At 62.6% G+C, this 19027-nt stretch carries 16 protein-coding genes; 2 read left to right on the top strand and 14 right to left on the bottom strand.

Annotated elements, in window-relative coordinates:
• Positions 1 to 5 precede the first annotated feature (5 nt).
• Complete coding sequence (locus tag HBO11_RS16660; RefSeq protein ID WP_038443772.1) at positions 6 to 599, bottom strand: aminodeoxychorismate/anthranilate synthase component II; 594 nt, start codon at positions 597 to 599, stop codon at positions 6 to 8.
• Positions 600 to 1019: 420 nt separating this feature from the next.
• Between HBO11_RS16660 and estP the strand changes: the two genes are divergently transcribed.
• A complete protein-coding gene (gene estP / locus HBO11_RS16655; protein ID WP_169953827.1) occupies positions 1020 to 2942 on the top strand; it encodes an esterase EstP in 1923 nt (640 codons plus the stop codon).
• Between the two features lie 104 nt (positions 2943 to 3046).
• Here the strand turns inward: estP and trpE are convergent, their stop codons facing one another.
• From trpE to HBO11_RS16605, 10 genes are all read right to left on the bottom strand, one after another.
• Positions 3047 to 4528: an anthranilate synthase component I gene (gene trpE, locus HBO11_RS16650; protein ID WP_169953826.1), complete on the bottom strand. Its 1482-nt coding sequence runs from the start codon at positions 4526 to 4528 to the stop codon at positions 3047 to 3049.
• Between the two features lie 68 nt (positions 4529 to 4596).
• Complete coding sequence (locus HBO11_RS16645; RefSeq protein ID WP_169953825.1) at positions 4597 to 5415, bottom strand: phosphoglycolate phosphatase; 819 nt, start codon at positions 5413 to 5415, stop codon at positions 4597 to 4599.
• Entirely contained in the window at positions 5412 to 6086 is a 675-nt protein-coding gene (gene rpe, locus HBO11_RS16640) for a ribulose-phosphate 3-epimerase (RefSeq protein WP_169953824.1), read from the bottom strand. The genes HBO11_RS16645 and rpe overlap by 4 nt, the downstream gene beginning before the upstream one ends.
• A gap of 84 nt (positions 6087 to 6170) precedes the next feature.
• Entirely contained in the window at positions 6171 to 7319 is a 1149-nt protein-coding gene (locus HBO11_RS16635; protein ID WP_169953823.1) for an iron-containing alcohol dehydrogenase, read from the bottom strand.
• Between the two features lie 216 nt (positions 7320 to 7535).
• The gene (locus HBO11_RS16630; RefSeq protein WP_029296783.1) at positions 7536 to 8363 is read right to left on the bottom strand and encodes an ABC transporter permease; all 828 of its coding nucleotides are present in this window, start codon (positions 8361 to 8363) and stop codon (positions 7536 to 7538) included.
• 12 nt (positions 8364 to 8375) lie between these two features.
• Entirely contained in the window at positions 8376 to 9623 is a 1248-nt protein-coding gene (locus HBO11_RS16625) for an ABC transporter permease (protein WP_169953822.1), read from the bottom strand.
• Between the two features lie 155 nt (positions 9624 to 9778).
• On the bottom strand, positions 9779 to 10819 hold the full coding sequence (locus tag HBO11_RS16620; RefSeq protein ID WP_169953821.1) for an ABC transporter substrate-binding protein: 1041 nt from the start codon (positions 10817 to 10819) through the stop codon (positions 9779 to 9781).
• A gap of 46 nt (positions 10820 to 10865) precedes the next feature.
• Positions 10866 to 11978 carry an ABC transporter ATP-binding protein gene (locus tag HBO11_RS16615; RefSeq protein WP_029296791.1) on the bottom strand — a complete coding sequence of 371 codons (1113 nt, stop codon included), beginning with the start codon at positions 11976 to 11978 and terminating at the stop codon, positions 10866 to 10868.
• 291 nt (positions 11979 to 12269) lie between these two features.
• Positions 12270 to 12899: a response regulator transcription factor gene (locus HBO11_RS16610; RefSeq protein WP_169953820.1), complete on the bottom strand. Its 630-nt coding sequence runs from the start codon at positions 12897 to 12899 to the stop codon at positions 12270 to 12272.
• 68 nt (positions 12900 to 12967) lie between these two features.
• On the bottom strand, positions 12968 to 15364 hold the full coding sequence (locus tag HBO11_RS16605) for a transporter substrate-binding domain-containing protein (protein WP_262381056.1): 2397 nt from the start codon (positions 15362 to 15364) through the stop codon (positions 12968 to 12970).
• Between the two features lie 58 nt (positions 15365 to 15422).
• Between HBO11_RS16605 and HBO11_RS16600 the strand changes: the two genes are divergently transcribed.
• Positions 15423 to 16400 carry an alpha/beta hydrolase family protein gene (locus HBO11_RS16600; protein WP_169953819.1) on the top strand — a complete coding sequence of 326 codons (978 nt, stop codon included), beginning with the start codon at positions 15423 to 15425 and terminating at the stop codon, positions 16398 to 16400.
• A 37-nt stretch (positions 16401 to 16437) separates the two neighbouring features.
• Here HBO11_RS16600 and HBO11_RS16595 read toward each other — a convergent pair whose 3' ends face one another.
• Genes HBO11_RS16595 through HBO11_RS16585 form a run of 3 tightly spaced genes read right to left on the bottom strand, consistent with a single transcriptional unit; the run spans position 16438 to position 18903 of the window.
• Positions 16438 to 17205, bottom strand: a complete 768-nt coding sequence (locus HBO11_RS16595; RefSeq protein WP_169953818.1) for a DnaJ domain-containing protein — start codon at positions 17203 to 17205, stop codon at positions 16438 to 16440.
• A gap of 1 nt (position 17206) precedes the next feature.
• A complete protein-coding gene (gene murU, locus HBO11_RS16590) occupies positions 17207 to 17881 on the bottom strand; it encodes an N-acetylmuramate alpha-1-phosphate uridylyltransferase MurU (RefSeq protein WP_169953817.1) in 675 nt (224 codons plus the stop codon).
• Positions 17878 to 18903 (bottom strand): phosphotransferase, encoded by a 1026-nt coding sequence (locus tag HBO11_RS16585; RefSeq protein ID WP_169953816.1) that lies wholly within the window; start codon positions 18901 to 18903, stop codon positions 17878 to 17880. Before HBO11_RS16585 ends, murU begins: the two co-directional genes overlap by 4 nt.
• Positions 18904 to 19027 lie beyond the last annotated feature (124 nt).

Raw genomic sequence — 19027 nt, 5'->3', positions numbered from 1 at the left:
AGTCCTTAGCGCGTGCCGCCGCTCTGCTTGAGAAAGTTGGCGAACAGCTCGTAGCCCTGCTCGGTCAGAATCGATTCAGGGTGAAATTGCACCCCTTCGACATTCAGTGTCTTGTGCCGCAGGCCCATGATCTCGTCGACCGAGCCGTCTTCCAACTGGGTCCAGGCCGTCAGCTCCAGGCACTCGGGCAAGGTTTCGCGCTTGACCACCAACGAGTGGTAGCGGGTCACCGTCACCGGCAGGTTCAGGCCCTGGAACACGCCCTGATCATTATGGAACACCGGGCTGGTCTTGCCGTGCATCACCTGGCGGGCGCGCACTACGTCGCCGCCGAACGCCTGGCCGATGGACTGGTGGCCCAGGCAAACCCCGAGGATCGGCAGCTTGCCGGCGAAAAACTGGATGGCTTCCAGGGAGATACCCGCCTCGGTCGGCGTGCACGGGCCAGGGGAAACCACAATGCGCTCAGGGTTCAGGGCAGCAATCTGTGCCACGGTCATTTCATCGTTGCGCACCACCTTGACCTCGGCACCGAGCTCGCCCAGGTATTGCACAACGTTGTAGGTAAAGGAGTCGTAGTTATCAATCATCAGCAACATGTGGGTTCAAACCTCTTGAATTCACTGATTTCGAATGACCGCCTTCCAAGAGAGTGACCCGCTGCCAGACGCACTTTCCGGTTGCCGGGGTCAGCCGGCAAGGGGCGTCGAACAAAGGGTGAAGAAGGCAAATCGGTACAGGTCCGGCCGGGCCGGCAGAGAAAATTCAGGCGCGCCAACGCCAACGGGCGTGTGCCTTGACTACTCGCATCAAGAGTTTGCTGATGATCAACACGGGGAGGGTCTCATTCATACGTTCCCGCACAGTAACGTAGCCTCGCCAGCGGTGCAATATGGAGCAGCAAATACGGGGGGCATGACAAAGGGTTTGTAGGAAAAAAACGATTTTCCTCACAGGCAACTCCCACTACATTGCTAGTGTTTCACTTCCGATACAAAAACAATCACATGGAATTGCGTATGCTCAGACCATCTTTTGTTGCGCCCCTTGCCGGCTGCCTCCTGGCGCTGGCCTGCGCGCAGGCGTTTGCAGCCCCTTCACCTTATTCAACCATGGTCGTTTTCGGCGATAGCCTGGCGGACGCGGGCCAGTTTCCCGATGGTCTGTCCGGTGCCACCCTGCGTTTTACCAACCGTACCGGTCCCACATTCCAGGGCGACTACGGCCTGGTTTCCTCGACCCTGCTGGGCTCCAAACTAGGCGTGGCAGCGAACGACCTGAATGCCTCCACCTCGCCGGTTCGCGCGGCCCAAGGCTTGCCTGATGGCAACAACTGGGCGGTCGGCGGCTACCGTACCGACAACATCCTGGATTCCATCACCTCGCTATCCAACACGGCGATCCCTCCGGGCAATGCGGGCGCCGGCACGGTGTTGCGCAGCCGCCAGGGGTATCTGCCGGCAAACGGCGGACGCGCCGACCCCAACGCCCTGTATTTTCTGTCCGGTGGCGGCAATGACTTCCTGCAACAGCGCGTCCTCAGTCCAGGCCAAGCCGTTGCCGCAGGCGGGCGCCTGGCCGACAGTGCCCAGGCCCTGCAACAAGCCGGCGCGCGCTACATCATGGTGTGGATGCTGCCCGACCTGGGCCTGATACCCGCCATCAACGGCACGCCGCAGCAAGCTGCGACGTCCGCCCTGAGTAATATTTTCAACCAGGCATTGGTACAGCGCCTGTCGCAGATCGATGCCCAGATCATCCCGTTGAATATTCCACTGCTGTTGCAGGAATCCTTCGCCGACCCTGGCCGATTTGGCCTGGCGACCGGGCAGAACCTTACCGGCACCTGCTTCAGTGGCAACAGCTGCACCGCCAACCCGACCTATGGCATCGGCGGCACCAACCCGGACCCGACCAAACTGATCTACAACGACTCGGTCCACCCCACCGTCGCCGGGCAACGCTTGATCGCCGACTACGCCTATTCGCTACTCGCGGCCCCCTGGGAGCTGACGCTGTTGCCGGAAATGGCCCACGGCACACTGCGCGCCCACCAGGATGAGTTGCGCAACCAATGGCAGGCGGACAACAGCAACTGGCAGGCCGTGGGCCAATGGCGCGCAATTGTCGCCGGTGGTGGCCAGCGCCTGGACTTCGACGGTCAAGGCAGCTCCGCCAGTGGCGACGGCAGTGGCTACAACCTGAATGTCGGCGCCAGCTATCGCCTCGACGACAGTTGGCGCGTAGGCGTGGCGGCCGGGCTGTATCGCCAGACGCTCGAAGCCGGCGCCAGCGACTCGGACTACAAGCTCAACAGCTACATGGGCAGCGCATTCGCGCAGTATCAGCACCACCACTGGTGGGCCGATGCCGCGTTGACCGGCGGCAGGCTGGACTTCGATAGCCTCAAGCGCAAGTTCGCCCTGGGCGTCAGTGAAAGCTCGGAAAAAGGCGACACCGACGGCTGGCTCTGGGCCTTGAGTGGCCGGGTGGGCTACGACATTGCCGGCGTCGGCAGCGATTGGCACCTGTCGCCGTTCATCAGCGCCGACTATGCGCGAGTCGAAGTCGATGGCTACGGGGAAAAAGGCAACCGCTCCACCGCGCTGACCTTTGATGATCAGCAACGCGACTCCAGGCGCCTGGGCGTTGGCCTCCAGGGTAGCTACCGCGTCACCCCGCAAACCCAGGTTTTTGGCGAAGTGGCTCACGAGCATGAGTTCGAGAATGACACCCAAAAGGTGAATATTTCGCTCAACAGCGTGCAGGGGATCGATTTCAAGCTGGACGGCTACACCCCCCGCAGCAACTCCGATCGCCTGAGCCTCGGGGTCAGCCACAAGCTCACCCAGGAGTTGGCCCTGCGCGCGGCGTATAACGTGAGGAAGGATGACAGCCTGACCCAGCAAGGGGTCAGTGTCGGGGTGAGCCTGGATTTCTAAACCGGTCGGAAGAACAACATAAAATAATGTGGGAGCGGCAAGTCGAATCGTCGCACCGCCGCTCCCACACAAGCCCAACCCCATATTTAGATCGGGGTCGACCGTCAGTCTTGCGGCGTCTGCTCAGCCAACGCCACCGCACGGAACATCGCTCGGCGCTTGTTCAGGGTTTCTTCCCACTCAAGGGCCGGCACCGAGTCGGCCACGATCCCGCCGCCCGCCTGCACATGCAGTTCGCCGTCCTTGATCACCGCCGTGCGGATCGCAATGGCGGTGTCCATGTTGCCATTCCACGCAAAATAACCCACGGCGCCGCCGTAGACACCACGCTTGACCGGCTCCAGTTCGTCGATGATTTCCATCGCGCGAATTTTCGGTGCGCCAGACAAGGTGCCCGCCGGCAGAATTGCGCGCAGCGCGTCCATTGCCGTCAGGCCGGCCTTCAGCTCGCCGGTGACGTTGGACACAATGTGCATCACGTTGGAATAACGCTCGATCACCATTTTTTCGGTGAGCTTCACCGAGCCGATTTCCGAAACGCGCCCGGTGTCGTTACGCCCAAGATCGATGAGCATCAAGTGCTCGGCGATTTCCTTGTCGTCCGACAGCAGGTCCTCTTCGAGCGCCAGGTCGGCCTCTTCGGTCGCGCCACGAGGGCGCGTACCGGCAATCGGGCGCACGGTGATCAGGTTGTCTTCGACGCGCACCAGTACTTCCGGCGAACTGCCCACCACGTGGAAGTCACCAAAGTTGAAGAAGTACATGTACGGCGTCGGGTTGAAGCAACGCAGGGCCCGGTACAAGTCGATGGGCGCCGCCTTGAAGTCGATGGACATACGCTGCGACGGCACCACTTGCATGCAGTCACCGGCGAGGATGTACTCCTTGATGGTATCGACCGCGCGCTCGTAGTCATCCTGGGTAAAGCTGGAACGGAACACCGGATCGGCCGCCGGTGGACGGCTGAGGTCCAGGCCGCGACGCGGGGTGATCGGCTGGCGCAGCTTGTCCAGCAGGGCTTCGAGGCTGGCCTGGCCTTGCTCGAACGCGTCGGCCTGGGCCGGGTCGGCGAGCACGATCGCGTGCATCTTGCCGGCCAGGTTGTCGAACACTACCACCGCGTCGGAAACCATCAGCAGGATGTCCGGCACGCCCAACGGATCAGGGTTCGGGCATTTGCCCAGGCGCTGCTCTACATAGCGCACGCAGTCGTAGCCGAAATACCCCACCAGGCCGCCATTGAAACGCGGCAGGCCAGGGATGGTCGGCACGTTGTAGCGCGCCTTGAAGGCTTCGACGAAGGCCAGCGGGTCTTGCACATCGTGGCTTTCGATCTCGATGCCGTCATGGGTGATGCTGACGTGATGGTCATGCACCCGCAGGACCGTGCGGCACGGCAGGCCGATGATCGAATACCGGCCCCACTTCTCGCCGCCCTGTACCGATTCCAACAGATAGGAATTGGGCTCATCGGCCAGTTTCAGGTAGATCGACAGCGGTGTATCGAAGTCAGCCAGGGTTTCCCGGGCCATGGGGATGCGGTTGTAGCCGGCAGCGGCCAAACGCAGGAATTCTTCGCGGATCATGAGGTGCCTCGTGGCGTGAGGGTCTAACAGTCAGGTATGCAAACGTGCCGCTGCGCGGCCAGAATCAGTCAGGCGCGCCAACGCCAGCGGGCCAGGGCCTTGATGACTTTCATCCAGAGTTTGCGAGTGACCACCACGATGGGATTTCCAGAAGGGGATGGGACAGCGTCGGGCAACGTTATCTCAGCGCCCGCTCCCAAGCAACCGGGGATTAGCAGTCTCAGGTCATCAATGACCAGCGCTGGCGACTCTTCGGCGATCGGCCGGCCATGGTTGTAGCCGTAGCTCAAGGCTACGCACTTGACCCCCGCCGCTTTCGCCGCCAGCACATCACTGCGCGAGTCGCCGACAAACAGCGACTGGGAAGCCGGGATATTGGCCATTTTCATCACAAAGAACAGCGCTGCCGGGTCGGGCTTTTTCTGCGGCAGGGTATCGCCGCCGATGATCCAGCGGAAATACCGGCCGATCTTCATCTGGTCCAGCAACGGCGCGACAAAGCGCTCCGGCTTGTTGGTGATCAGGGCCATTTCCACGCCCTGCTTGTGCAGCCACTTGAGGGTGTCGCGCACGCCGGGGTAAACCACGGTCAGTTCGTGGCCGTCTTCGTAGGCCGCATTGAACAGTTCCAGCGCGTGCTCGGCTTCCACGTCATCGACGCCCTCGGCGTCGATATGGTTGGCCAAGGCACGGCGCACCAGCACCTGCACACCGTTGCCGACCCAGTCGCGCACCGACTCGATACCGACCGGTTTGCGCCCCAGCTTGAGCAACATGTGATCCACCGCAGCCGCCAGGTCCGGCACCGAGTCGACCAGGGTGCCGTCCAGATCGAACATCACCAGCCGCGGCAATTGACCGGGGAACAGCTGCTCAAAACCGCTCATGGACGCGCCAGCGCCAGTTCTGCACGCATTTTGGCGATCACTTCCTGGTAGTCAGGAGTGTTGAAGATCGCCGAGCCGGCGACGAAGGTATCGGCGCCAGCCGCCGCGATGTCACGGATGTTGCTGACGTTGACCCCACCGTCGATCTCCAGGCGGATATCGCGGCCAGAGGCATCGATCAGCGCACGGGCTTCACGCAGTTTGTCGAGGGTGCCGGGGATGAACTTCTGCCCGCCAAACCCTGGGTTGACGCTCATCAGCAAGACCATGTCGACCTTGTCCATCACGTACTTGAGCGTGTCCAGCGGAGTCGCCGGGTTGAACACCAGCCCGGCCTTGCAGCCGCCTTCGCGGATCAGTTGCAGGGAACGGTCGATGTGCAGCGTGGCTTCCGGGTGGAAGGTGATGTAGGTCGCACCGGCTTCGATGAAGTCGCCGATGATGCGGTCCACCGGGCTGACCATCAGGTGCACATCGATGGGCGCGGTCACGCCGTACTTGCGCAGCGCCGCGCATACCATCGGGCCGATGGTCAGGTTCGGCACATAGTGGTTGTCCATGACATCGAAGTGTACGAAGTCGGCACCGGCGGCCAACACGTTGTCCACTTCTTCACCCAGGCGGGCGAAGTCGGCGGAGAGGATCGATGGAGCAATAACGAAGGGCTGCATGACGCACCTTTTCTGAGCTAAATCACGATGGCGCGCATTGTATACCTCATGCTTTGCTGCGCGCACCGTGACCTGACTCAATGGTTAGTAGGCGGCGCGGTAGATTTTCTCGATATCCGCCGCGCTCAGCTTGCGTGGGTTGTTGCGCATCAGGCGCTCGATTCCCGCCGCCTCTACCGCCATGGCCGGGATCGCATCCTCGGGCACGCCAAAGCTGCGCAGGCCGGAAGGGATCTCCACTGCGGCACACAGTCGCGTCATGGCCGCCACGGCCTGGTCCGCCGCATCGTTGACGCTCAAGCCCGTGACGTTCACCCCCATGGCCTGGGCGATATCCTGCATGCGCTCGACACAGGCCAGTTTGTTCCAGTGCATCACGTAAGGCAGCAGCAATGCGTTGCTCACCCCGTGGGCAATATTGAAACGCCCGCCCAACGGGTAGGCCAACGCATGCACCGCGCCCACCCCGGCATTGCCGAAGGCCATGCCGGCCATCAGGCTGGCGGTGGCCATATCGTCACGCGCCTGCAGGTTGGAAGGGTTGGCGTAGGCCTTGGGCAAGGCCTTGGCGATCAACTTGATCGCCCCGATAGCCAGGGCATCGGTGATCGGCGAAGCGTTCAGCGACAGATACGACTCGATGGCATGCACCAGGGCATCCACACCACTGGCCGCCGTGACACTGCGCGGGCAGGTCAGGGTCATTTGCGGGCTGATCAGCGCAACGTCCGGCAGCAGATAGTCGCTGACGATGCCTTTTTTCAATTGCGCGGCCTTGTCCGAGAGAATCGCCACATTGGTCACCTCCGACCCGGTGCCGGCCGTAGTGGGAATGGCGATCAGCGGCGGGCCCTTGCGCGGCACCTGGTCCACCCCGAACAAATCCGCCAGGGCGCCGTGATACCCGGCATAGGCGGCGACGCTCTTGGCAATATCGATGGCACTGCCGCCGCCCACACCGATCAGGCCGTCATGCCCGCCTTCGCGGTACACCTGCATGCAGTCTTCGACGATGGCGATCTCCGGGTCGGGCAGTACCCGGTCGAAAATCTCAAAGGGGCGATCCCCCAACTGCGCCAACGCCAATTGCACCGTGCCGGACTTGACCAGTGCGGCATCGGTGACGATCAGCGGGTTATCGACATCCAGCCGGGTTAGCTCGGCGGCCAATTGCTCGATGGCACCTGGGCCGGTGAGCAATTTATGGGCGATCTTGAATGAGGAGATACTCATGTGCGCGGCCTCTTATAAAGTTGGGGGCTGGCACAAGAATAGCTGGGGAATATGGGTTGTCTGCCATTCAGCGGCTGAATGGCCAGATCATTCAAAGCGAACCCGGTCAATGTAGGAGCTGGCTTGCCTGCGATGGCCTCGACTCGGTACACCTGATGCACCGAGTCGAGGCCATCGCAGGCAAGCCAGCTCCTACAGATGATAGGGTTTCAGCAGTCAGACCTGTGCCGTACGCAGTTTTTCGCTGCGCCCACGCAGCCATTCCAGGGTCAGCAACAGCACCACCGAGAAGGCAATCAGCAGAGTCGCTGCAGCGGCAATGGTCGGGCTGAGGTTTTCGCGGATGCCGCTGAACATCTGCCGAGGCAAGGTGGCCTGCTCGGGCCCGGCGAGGAACAGCGTTACCACCACCTCATCGAACGAGGTGGCAAAGGCAAACAGCGCCCCGGAAATCACCCCCGGCGCAATCAGCGGCAGCGTCACCCGGCGAAACGCGGTCAGCGGCGATGCCCCCAGGCTGGCCGCTGCCCGCACCAGGTTATGGTTGAAGCCCTGCAACGTTGCCGACACGGTGATAATCACAAAGGGCACGCCCAGCACCGCATGCACCACGATCAGTGAAAAGAAGCTGTTGCCCAGCCCCAGCGGAGCGAAGAACAGGTAACTCGCCACGCCGATAATCACCACCGGCACCACCATCGGCGAAATCACCAGGGCCATCACCAGCGCCTTGCCGGGAAAATGCCCACGGGTCAGGCCGATGGCCGCCAATGTACCGAACACCATCGCCAGCACCGTGGCCGCCGGGGCGACGATGATGCTGTTTTTCAGGGCACGCATCCATTCCGCCGAGGCGAAGAAGTCCTGGTACCAGTGCAGCGAAAACCCCTGCAGCGGGTACACCAGGAAACTCCCCGAGTTGAATGACAGCGGGATGATCACCAGCACCGGCAGGATCAGGAATAACAGGATCAGGCCGCAGAGGATCCGCAAGCTGTAGAACCACACCCGCTCTATGGGTGACATATAAGGACTGCTGGACATTTGAGGCGCTCCTCAGCTCAGGCGCAGGCGGCTGGCGCCCACCAGCCAGTTGTAGATCAGGTACAGCACCACGGTCGCCAGCAGCAGCAAGCCGCCCAGCGCAGTGGCCATGCCCCAGTTGATGCTGGTGTTGGTGTAGAACGCCACGAAGTAGCTGACCATCTGGTCGTTAGGGCTGCCCAGCAGGGCCGGGGTGATGTAATAGCCAATCGCCAGGATAAACACCAACAGGCAGCCGGCACCGACGCCCGCGTAGGTCTGTGGGAAGTACACCCGCCAGAAACTGGCAAAGGGGTGACAGCCCAGCGAAATCGCCGCACGCATATAGGTCGGCGAAATACCCTTCATCACGCTGTAGATCGGCAAAATCATGAACGGCAACAGGATATGCACCATGGAGATGTAGACCCCAAGCCGGTTGAACACCAGCTCCAGGGGCTTATCGATAATGCCCAGGCTCATCAGCGCGCCGTTGATCAAGCCGCCGGACTGCAGCAACACAATCCACGCGGCGACACGCACCAGTACCGAGGTCCAGAAGGGCAGCAGCACCAGGATCATCAACAGGTTGCTTTGCCGCGCCGGCAGGTTGGCCAGCAAGTACGCCAGCGGATAGGCCAGCAGCAGGCAGCACACGGTAATCACCAGGCCCATCCAGAAGGTGCGGGCGAAGATATCGAGGTAGATCGCCTGGTCCGGGGTGGCCGGCGCGACTTCACCGAGGTCGTCGATCCGATGATCGACGGCCGCCAGCAGGTAATAAGGCGTAAGGCTGCTGGTGTTGCGGCGGATTGCCTGCCAGTACGCGGGGTCGCCCCAGCGTTCGTCGAGGTTTTCCAGCGCTTCTTTATAAGAGGCCGGCACTTCGCTAAACGGCAGCGCCCGCGCAGTTTTGGTCAACAGGCTGCGATAGCCCGCCAGTTCCATGTTCAGGCGCTTGGACAGGTCGCCCAAGGTCTGGTTTTTACGGGCTTCGCCCAGGTCCTCGCTGATAGCCTGATACACCGGCTCGTCGGGCAAGCCGCGACCATCCCAGGCGGTCACCGCCACCACGGTACGCGGCAAGCCGGCGACCACTTCCGGGTTACCGACGCTTTTGTAGAGCAGCGCAACGATGGGCACCAGGAACACCAGCAGCAAAAACACCACCAGCGGCGCGATCAAGGCCTGGGCCTTCCAGCGGTTAAGCCGCTCGGCACGGGCCAGGCGCTGTTTCAAGCTGGGGGTGGTGACCTCGTTCGAGGGAACGGCGATGGCCATGGCAAACTCCGGAAAATCTACAGTTGAACCCGTGTGAAAGGCCCCTTGGGGGAGCCGGGCTTGCCCGCGATGACAGCGCCTCGGTGTGTCACGTCTACCGAGGTGATGCCATCGCAGGCAAGCCAGCTCCTACAGGGGTTTAGCGGTGGGGCTTATTACTTGGCAGCCCAGGAGTTGAAGCGCTGCTCCAACTGCTCGCCGTTATCCGCCCAGAAGCTCACATCGATCTGCACCTGGTTGGCGATGTTTTCCGGGGTGGTCGGCATATCCTTGAGGATGTCCTTGGCCAGCAACGGTACGGCCTGGGTATTGGCTGGGCCGTAGGCGATGTTTTCCGAATAGGTTTTCTGCTGTTGCGGTGCGACGGAGAAGGCGATGAATTTCTTCGCCGCCTCGGCGCGTTCCTTGCCCAGGCCCTTGGGGATCGCCCAGGCATCAAAATCGTAGATGCCGCCGTTCCACACCACTTTCAGGTTGCTCTCTTTCTGCACGGCAGCGATCCGGCCGTTGTAGGCCGAACTCATCACCACATCACCCGAGGCCAGGTACTGCGGCGGCTGGGCGCCGGCTTCCCACCATTGGATCGACGGCTTGAGCTCATCGAGTTTCTTGAAGGCGCGGTCTTGGCCATCTTTGCTGGCCAGCACTTTGTAGACATCCTTGGGCGCTACACCGTCAGCCATCAGGGCAAATTCCAGGGTGTATTTGGCGCCTTTGCGCAGGCCACGCTTGCCGGGGAATTTCTGGGTGTCCCAGAAATCCACCCAGCCGCCTGGTGGCGCCTTGAGCTTGTCGGCGTTGTAGGCCAGCACGGTGGACCACACGAAGAAACCCACGCCGCAGGGCTGGATCGCGCCTTTCACGTAATCTTGCGTGTTGCCAAACAGTGCAGGGTCCAGCGGCTCGAACATGTCTTCGTCACAGCCACGGGACAGCTCCGGCGATTCGACTTCCACCAGGTCCCAGGACACGCTCTTGGTGTCGACCATGGCTTTGACCTTGGCCATCTCGCCGTTGTACTCGCCGGCGATGATCTTGCCGTGGCCCGCGCTTTCCCACGGCGCATAGAAGGCCTTGACCTGGGCCGCCTTGTTCGCGCCGCCAAACGACACCACCGTCAGGTCAGGACCTGCCATGACCTGTGAAGCACCCGCCAGGCCAATGGCCAGGGCGGTCAATTTCAGGGATCTCAACATTTATTGTTCTCTCCACGTGCAGGGTTGGATGAAGCCAAGGGGGCGATCAGTTCGCCTCTAGAAGTGGGTCGAGTGCGCGAACGTGCTCGACTTGCCAGCCAATCGGAACCACATCGCCGACCGTCAGCGCCGGGTCCAGCTCGGCGATCGGTTGTTTCACAAAGAAATCAGCCTTGCCGCAGACTTCCAGGCGCACACGCACGTGGTCGCCCAGGTAGATAAATTCGGCCACCCGACCCGAGAAGCGATTGCTGCAGCTTTCGCTGGAACCGTTGAGGCTGACCCGCTCCGGGCGCACCGACAGCGTCACCGGCCCCCCGATCTGCCCGACATTCACCGCCAGCGCCTCGACCTTCTCGCCCCGCGCCAGCTCGACCACGCAGCGCTCGCCGGTGTGGCTGTGCAGGCGGCCGTTAAGGCGGTTGTTCTCGCCGATGAAGTTGGCGACGAAGGTGTTTTTCGGCTCTTCATACAAGGTGCGCGGCGGTGCGATCTGCTGGATCTCGCCCTGGTGGAACACCGCCACCCGGTCGGACATGGTCAGGGCTTCACCCTGGTCGTGGGTCACGTAGACCACCGTCACGCCGAGGCGCTGGTGCAGGTGCTTGATCTCCATCTGCATGTGTTCACGCAGCTGTTTATCGAGGGCGCCGAGGGGTTCGTCCATCAGCACCAACTGCGGCTCGAACACCAGTGCGCGAGCCAGGGCCACCCGTTGTTGCTGGCCGCCGGAGAGCTGCGCCGGGTAGCGCTGGGCGAAGGCGTCGAGCTGGACCATGCTCAGCACGCGCTTGACCCGCTCGCTGACATCGGTCTTGCTCAAGCCGCGTACGGTCAGGGGGAACGCCAGGTTCTCGGCCACGGTCATGTGCGGGAACAGCGCGTAGTTCTGGAACACCATGCCAATGTCACGCTTGTGCGGCGGCACGTTGTTGATGGAGCGCCCGGCCAGGAGGATTTCCCCGGCGGTCGGCGTTTCAAAGCCCGCCAGCATCATCAGGCTGGTGGTCTTGCCCGAGCCGGACGGCCCCAGCAAGGTGAGGAACTCGCCTTTGCGAATGTCCAGGTTGAGGTCTTTGACGATCAGGTTCTCGCCGTCGTAGCTCTTTTGCACACCACGAAAGCTGACCAGCACATCATTTGAATCCACCTCGCTCATACCCGCACCTTTGTGTTTTGGACTGCTGTGGAGCTAGCGTAGTCCAGGAGCAAGCCCCCGGAAATCGGGGCGCAGGAGAGATTGGCATCAGCAGGGTGGAAGGTTCAGGGTAGGGATTGCCCTACACGGATGGCGGGCATGGGACAGTTGGGCGGCCAGGAGGACGCGACAAGCCGCAGGCATGGGCTGCGGGGTGCTGCCGGGGTGTCGCAAATAGATACGCCTCCCTGTAGGAGCCCGGCTTGCCGGCGATGGCGCCCTCAAGATAGCCACCACCGGCAAGCCGGGCGCCTACAGGAGTTTGTGCTCCATCGCGTACTTCACCAGTTCTGCCAGGGAGGTAATGTTGAGTTTTTGCATCAACCGCGCCTTGTGGGTGCTGATGGTCTTGCTGCTCAGGGCCAGTTGCTGGGCGATATCGTTGACGTTGGCACCCTGGGCCAAACGCTCGAACACCGAGAACTCGCGCTCGGACAACAGCGAATGCAACGGCCGGGTGTCGGTGAGGCCGACTTCGAACACCATGCGGTCCGCCAGGTCCGGGTCGATATAGCGCCCGCCCGCGGCCACCTTGCGGATCGCCGTCAGCAATAGCGCCGGATCGCTGTCCTTGGTGGCGTACCCTGCCGCGCCGACCTTCAACGCCCGGGCGGCCATTTGCGCCTCGTCATGCATCGACAACACCAGGATGGCCGGTGGATTGTTCAGCGCACGGATCCGCGCAATCGCCTCCAGGCCGTTGACCCCGGGCATGGAAATATCCAACAGCACCACCTCGCAAGGTGTATGGCGCAAGGCTTCCAGTAACTGCTCGCCGTTCCCCGCCTCGCCCACCACCAGCAGGTCCTTGGCCAGGCCGATCAACTGCTTGATGCCTTCACGGACGATGGTGTGGTCTTCGGCTACCAATACGCGGATCACGGCAATTTCCTCTCTCTATAGCGATTAAACGCCGACATTCAAAATGTGGGAGCAAGACCACAAGGGATCTATGGCGAATCCAACGGCACTGTAACGCTCAGGGTGGTGCCCTCCCCCAACTCGCTGTCGAGGGTCAACCGCCCGCCCATGATCAGCACCCGCTCGCGCATACCCACCAGGCCAAACGACACCGGGCGTCCCGGCGCGGGGACGAACCCTGCGCCATCATCGCTGATGGTCAGGCGCAGATTGGCCCCCTCCAGCACCAGGGTCAGCTCCACAGTATGCGCCTGGGCATGGCGCATGACATTGGTCAGCGCCTCTTGCAGGATGCGGAACAGGCCGATGGCCTTGGCGTCGCTCAATGCCGGCAGATTATCCGGCACTTGCACCAGGCAAGGGATCTGCGTGCGCGCTTCGAACCGCCGCGCCTGCCATTCGATGGCCGACGCGATCCCGGCGTCGAGAATCGGCGGGCGCAGCGCGGTGGCCACATCACGGACCAGTTGAAACAACTGCGCGATCAGACGCTTCATACTGTTCAGGCGCTCGTGCAGGCCGGGGTCCAATTGCGCGTAGGCCAACTCACACATGGAGGTTTCCAGCTTCAGCACCGTGAGCATTTGCCCCAGCTCATCGTGGACTTCGCGGGCGATCCGCGCTTTCTCCTCCTCGCGCACGGTCTCCAGGTGGGCCGACAGCTCGCGCAGCTGCGCCCGCGAAGCGTCCAGTTCCAATTCGATGCGCTTGCTGTCGCTGATGTCCCAGACGATCCCGTCCCAGACCACCGCGCCATCATCCAGGCGTCGCGTGACGGCCTTGATCTCGGCCCAGCGCTGCTCGCCTTGCCGAGTGAGGATGCGGCCCTGCCACGACCAGTTGCTCTCGGTGTCGATGGCCTGGTCCTGGGTCTGGTGATAACTGGCGCGATCATCCGGGTGTACCAGGCTACGCAGCCCCACATCGCGGTGGCTGAGCACGGACGGCGAATAACCCACCAGGCGCTCACTGCCCTCGCTGATATAGGCAAAATCGATGGCAGCGCTCAACGGCAGGCGCTCCAGGCGAAACACCAACCCCGGCACATTGGCGGCGATGCCTTGCAGGCGCGCTTCACTTTCCTGCAACGCGGCCAAGGCCCGGCGGCGCTCGGTAACGTCGTTGAGGTACACCACCAGGTATTCGCCACCGGCAAAGCGCAGAAAACTCAGGGACACATCCGTGGGCAACAGGCTGCCATCCGCGCGCAGGCACTGGGTGGCAAAGCTCTGCGGCCCGTCTTCACTGGCCCGGGCGCGTTTCCACAGGTTCAGCCAGCGGTCCATGCTCAAGTTGGGTTCGAACTCGATCAACGGGCGTTCGATCAACGCGCCCGGGCCGTAGCCGAGCATCGCTTCGGCGGCGACGTTGGCGTAGCGCACATGGCTGTCCCAGTTGACCCAGAGGATGCCGACGGTGCTTTGATCGATGGAAAACTGGGTCAGGCGCAACGCTTCGGCGCCTGCGGCACGGGCAGCGCTTTCCTCGCGCGCGGCCAGCAACTGGTGCTCCAGGGCATGTTTTTGCCGACGCTGCCACACAGCAACCGCCAGGCACGCGAGCAACAACAGGCCCAGCAACAGGCTGAGGTTTTGCCAGAACCCCGGTGATTCCGACAGCCGTGGGTATTTGGCTTGCAGCCAACGGGCGTGCAATTGCTCCAGCTCACGGGCGGGAATGGCCCGCAGGCCGCTCTCGACAATGTCCGCCAAGGCCGGCCAGTCACGCCGGGTGGCCACCCGCAGCAATTGCGGCAAGCCAATATCACCCACCACCGCCAGGCTGGCGAACTCTGGCTCGACCGACAGCCGGCTCAACTGCGCCTCATCGATCACGGCATAGCGCGCCTGCTGGCTGACCAACAATTGCAGGGCCTGGCGCTCCAGGGGTACGCCTTGCAGGTTCAGGTTGGGGTAATTGCTGCGCAGGTAATCAGCCACGGCGCTGGGCATGCGCACGGCGACCCTTGAGTGTTCGTCGAGTTTTTCCAGGTCCACCGCGCCGCTGCCGTCACGAATGCCGACGATGTGCTGGGGCACGCGCATATACGGGTCAGAAAACAACCACAGGCGCAGGCCAGCCGGGGTTTGCAGCAGGCCCGGCGCGAGGTCGACCGCGTCCTCGCGCAAGGCGTCCTCCAACTGTTCTTGCGTGGGGAAGTTGCGCCAGCTCAGCTCGATGTTCAACGCCTTGGCCAATGCCTGCATCAGCTCGACATTGGCCCCGGACAACCGCTGCAGGCGCCGGTCGTATTGCGCGTAAGGCGCCTGCAACACCACGCCGACCCGCAGTTGCGGGTGCTGCGCCAGCCACTCGCGCTGCTGGGGGGTGAGCACCGCCGGCGACACCACGGACGCGGGCGCAGCACTTGCCATCAAGGGAAAGCACAGATAGCCGATAACCAGCAGACAGCGAAAAATCATCATTCACATCTCACATCCAACCCATTAGGCTGCCGGGATCACTTCTGGCCGGAATTGCACTATGCCCCTGCTTCACCGTTCGACACTGCCAGCATTGTGCCTGTCGCTCCTGTTTACCAGCACCTTTTGCGTGCAGGCGGCTGACACCGCGCCGGCTTCCGCCGAAAAGCCACCGCAACGCCAGCCTCTGCTCGAGCGCAGCCAGGAGGAAGCCAGCGCCCTGGAGCGACAACTGCCGCCTCAGGAGCAGCAGCAATTGCAGGCTGGCGACGAGTCATTCCTGGCCCTGTGGAAGCCGGCCAACAGCGCCGAGCCGCAAGGCGTGGTGATTATCGTCCCCGGCACCGGGGAAACCGCTGACTGGCCGCAAGCCGTCGGGCCTTTGCGCCAGAAGCTGCCAGATGCCGAGTGGGGCAGCCTGAGCCTGTCATTGCCGGACCAGAGCCTGGACACCCTGGCGCCCCGAATCATCCAGGCCCCCGACTCGGCCGTCGACACCAGCAGCAAGGATGCCAGCACCGCCGCGCCCAAGCCGATCGAACAGGCCGCCAGCGCCGAAGCCGAAGGCACCGACCCGGCCGTGGTCCCCGGCGCGGATGAGCAGGACAAGACCGATGAGACCCGTATCTTCGCCCGCATCGATGCCGCCGTCGCCTATGCCCAGACCCAGAACGCCCGCAGCGTAGTGCTGCTGGGCCACGGCACCGGGGCCTGGTGGGCAGCGCGCTACCTGAGCGAAAAACAACCCGCGCAGGTGCAGAAATTCATTATGGTCGCGGCGCAAACGCCGATAGGCCGCCAACCGAACCTGCAACAGTTGGCGCCGACCTTGAAGCTGGCAACGGCCGATGTCTTCTACCAGGACAATGCCCAGGCCAGCAAAATGGCGCTGGAACGCAGCCAGGCGAGCAAACGACTGAAAAATGACAACTATAAGCAGGTGTCGTTGAAGACTATCCCCGGCAATAGTTCAGCGGCCCAGGAACAGTTGTACCGGCGTATTCGCGGCTGGTTGAGCCCGCAAGGCAGCGGGACTTGACCCACCTCCCCTCGCCGCCAAGCCGGCTCCTGTAAGGTCAGCGGAAATCCCGCTGCTCACGGATCACCGTGTAGGCGCTATGCAGCTCGCGCGTACGCTCCGTAGCCTCGCGTACCTGCGCGGGGCTGGCGCCGCTGCCGGCGATCTTGTCCGGATGATGGCGACTGAGCAGTCGTCGGTAGGCACGCTTGATCACAGCCGGCTCTGTCGTGGCAGTCACCCCTAGAATCCGCAGGGCTTCCTGGTAGGTGCCACCACGAGTGGCCAGGGGCTTGCGCTCCGGCTCGTAGTCGTGGGCCAGGGCCTGGATCTGTTGCGGCGTCCACCCCAGCCACTTGCCCCAGAGGTCGATCAGGTCGCGCTCGGCGAGGCTGGCCTTGCCGTCGGCCCAGACCATGCGCCAGCAGGCACGCAGCACGCCTTCTGCGGCATGGGGCTGGGACTTGAGCACGCGCAGGTAACTGCGCACCCGATCGGTCCCCGACTTGCCCCGATTGAACGCCGCAATCGCCCGGCGCTGGGCCGGCTCGGTCATATCCAGCGCGCGCATCTCCACCCGCGCCTGCTGGATATGCCCGTCGACCACCCGCCCGTTGCTCTTGGCCAAACGGCCCAGCAACACAAACAGCAGTTCGTCGTTACGCAGCGCCGGACGGCCGCCCAGGCGCTCGCGCAGTTGCGCCCAACTGCGCAATTGCAGGCGTCGATCCAGCGCCTGGCCCAATAGCGCACCCAGCATGGCCCCCGGAATACTGGCGATGGCAAACCCCGCCCCGGCGCCGATCAAAGTCCCTGGCCACAGCATCTTACTGGCCCACGGTCAGCAGGTTTTCTACCTGCGCCAGGCGCTCCAGCGTACCGACGTCAATCCAGCGTCCATCCATGTGTTCCCCCGAGACCAAGCCTTGAGCCATCGCTGCGCGCAACAAGGGCGCCAGCTTGAAGGCACCGGCGCTGCAACCCGCAAACAGCTTGGGATGCAGCAGCGAAATGCCACTGAAGGTCAGGTTATCGGCATCGGGCGCTGCATCATGAAGCAAACCGTCCTTGATATAGAAATCGCCACCACTGGGGTGATGGGCCGGGTTGTCGACCATCACCAGGTGCGCCAGGCCGCTCAAGGGCTGCTTGAGGCGGGCAAAGTCGTAGTCGGTCCAGATATCGCCATTGACCACCAGGAACGGCTCGTCTCCCAGCAGGGGCAAGGCCTGGAAAATCCCGCCACCGGTCTCCAGCGGCTCGCCTTCGGGCGAATACTGGATGCGCACGCCGTACTGCGCGCCGTCCCCCAGGTAATGCTCGATTTGCTGGCCCAGCCAGGCATGGTTGATGACGATCTCGGTGAACCCCGCTTTCGCCAGCGCCTCCAGGTGGTACTCAATCAGGCGCTTGCCACCGGCCTGGACCAGTGGTTTGGGAGTGTGCAAGGTAAGCGGACGCATCCGCTCGCCCTTGCCGGCCGCCAGGATCATGGCCTTCATACGTGGGCCTCGGCCGGTTGGCGCAGGCTCGACAGCAACTCGCCAAGGTCGGCCAGTTCCGGCCGATCGGCCAGCACCGCTTCTATATAGGCAAAGAAGCGCGGCACGTCCGCCAGGTAGCGCGGCTTGCCATCACGGTGGCAGATACGCGCGAAGATACCGATGACCTTGAGGTGCCGCTGCACCCCCATCAAGTCGCTGGCACGCAGGAAGTCTTCAAAATCCGCCTGTACCGGAATGCCCAATTGGCCAGCACGCTGCCAATAGCCGCGCTGCCATTCGCGCACCCGTGCCTGGGGCCAACTGAGGAAGGCGTCCTTGAACAGGCAGGTGATGTCGTAGGTCACGGGGCCGTAGACCGCGTCCTGGAAGTCCAGCACGCCAGGGTTCGGCACGCTGATCATCAGGTTGCGCGGCATATAGTCGCGGTGCACCAGGACCTTGGGCTGGGCCAGGGCGCTGTCGATCAACAACTGGCTGACCCGCTGCCATAGGGCCGACTGCTGCGCATCGAACTCGATGCCCAGGTGCCGGCGCACGTACCACTCGGGGAACAACTCCAGCTCCCGGCGCAACAACGGCACGTCGTAGCTGGGCAAGCCGGCGTCCATCGGCAATTGCTGGAACGCCAGCAGCGCGTCGATGGCCTCGGCAAACAATTGGTCGGCATTTTCCCCGTCAATCACATCCAGGTAGGTGTTTTTGCCCAGGTCATTGAGCAAAAGAAAGCCTTGGGACAGATCCTCAGCAAAAATTTGTGGAACATTTATTCCTGATTTAGCCAACATTCGCGCGATATCGACGAAAGGTTTGCAGTTTTCCTGGGGGGGCGGAGCGTCCATCACGACAAATGTGCGACCTGCGCCCTCCCAACGGAAGTACCGTCTGAAACTCGCGTCGCTGCTGGCCGCAGTCAATGTAGCCGGGGGTACGGGGCCCCATCCCTGGGCAAGGAAAAGCTCGGGTAACTGCTGATCGAGCCAGACTTTCAGGTGTTGCAAACGTAGATCTTGGTCGGGCATTACAAGGGTCTCCGACGGCGCTAGCCGTCAAGCGGGTCATGCTTTATTATCACGCATCTTTTTCAGACCATCGAGAGGCGTGCGGCCCACACCGCGGGCAGATGGCACGCAGGAAGCCCGGACT

Origin of the sequence: Pseudomonas sp. WS 5010, from assembly GCF_012985565.1 — a bacterium.
In the GTDB taxonomy this organism is placed as follows: Bacteria; Pseudomonadota; Gammaproteobacteria; order Pseudomonadales; family Pseudomonadaceae; genus Aquipseudomonas.
Note: the sequence above shows the minus strand (reverse complement) of the source record. Positions and strands in the feature narration are given on the sequence as shown.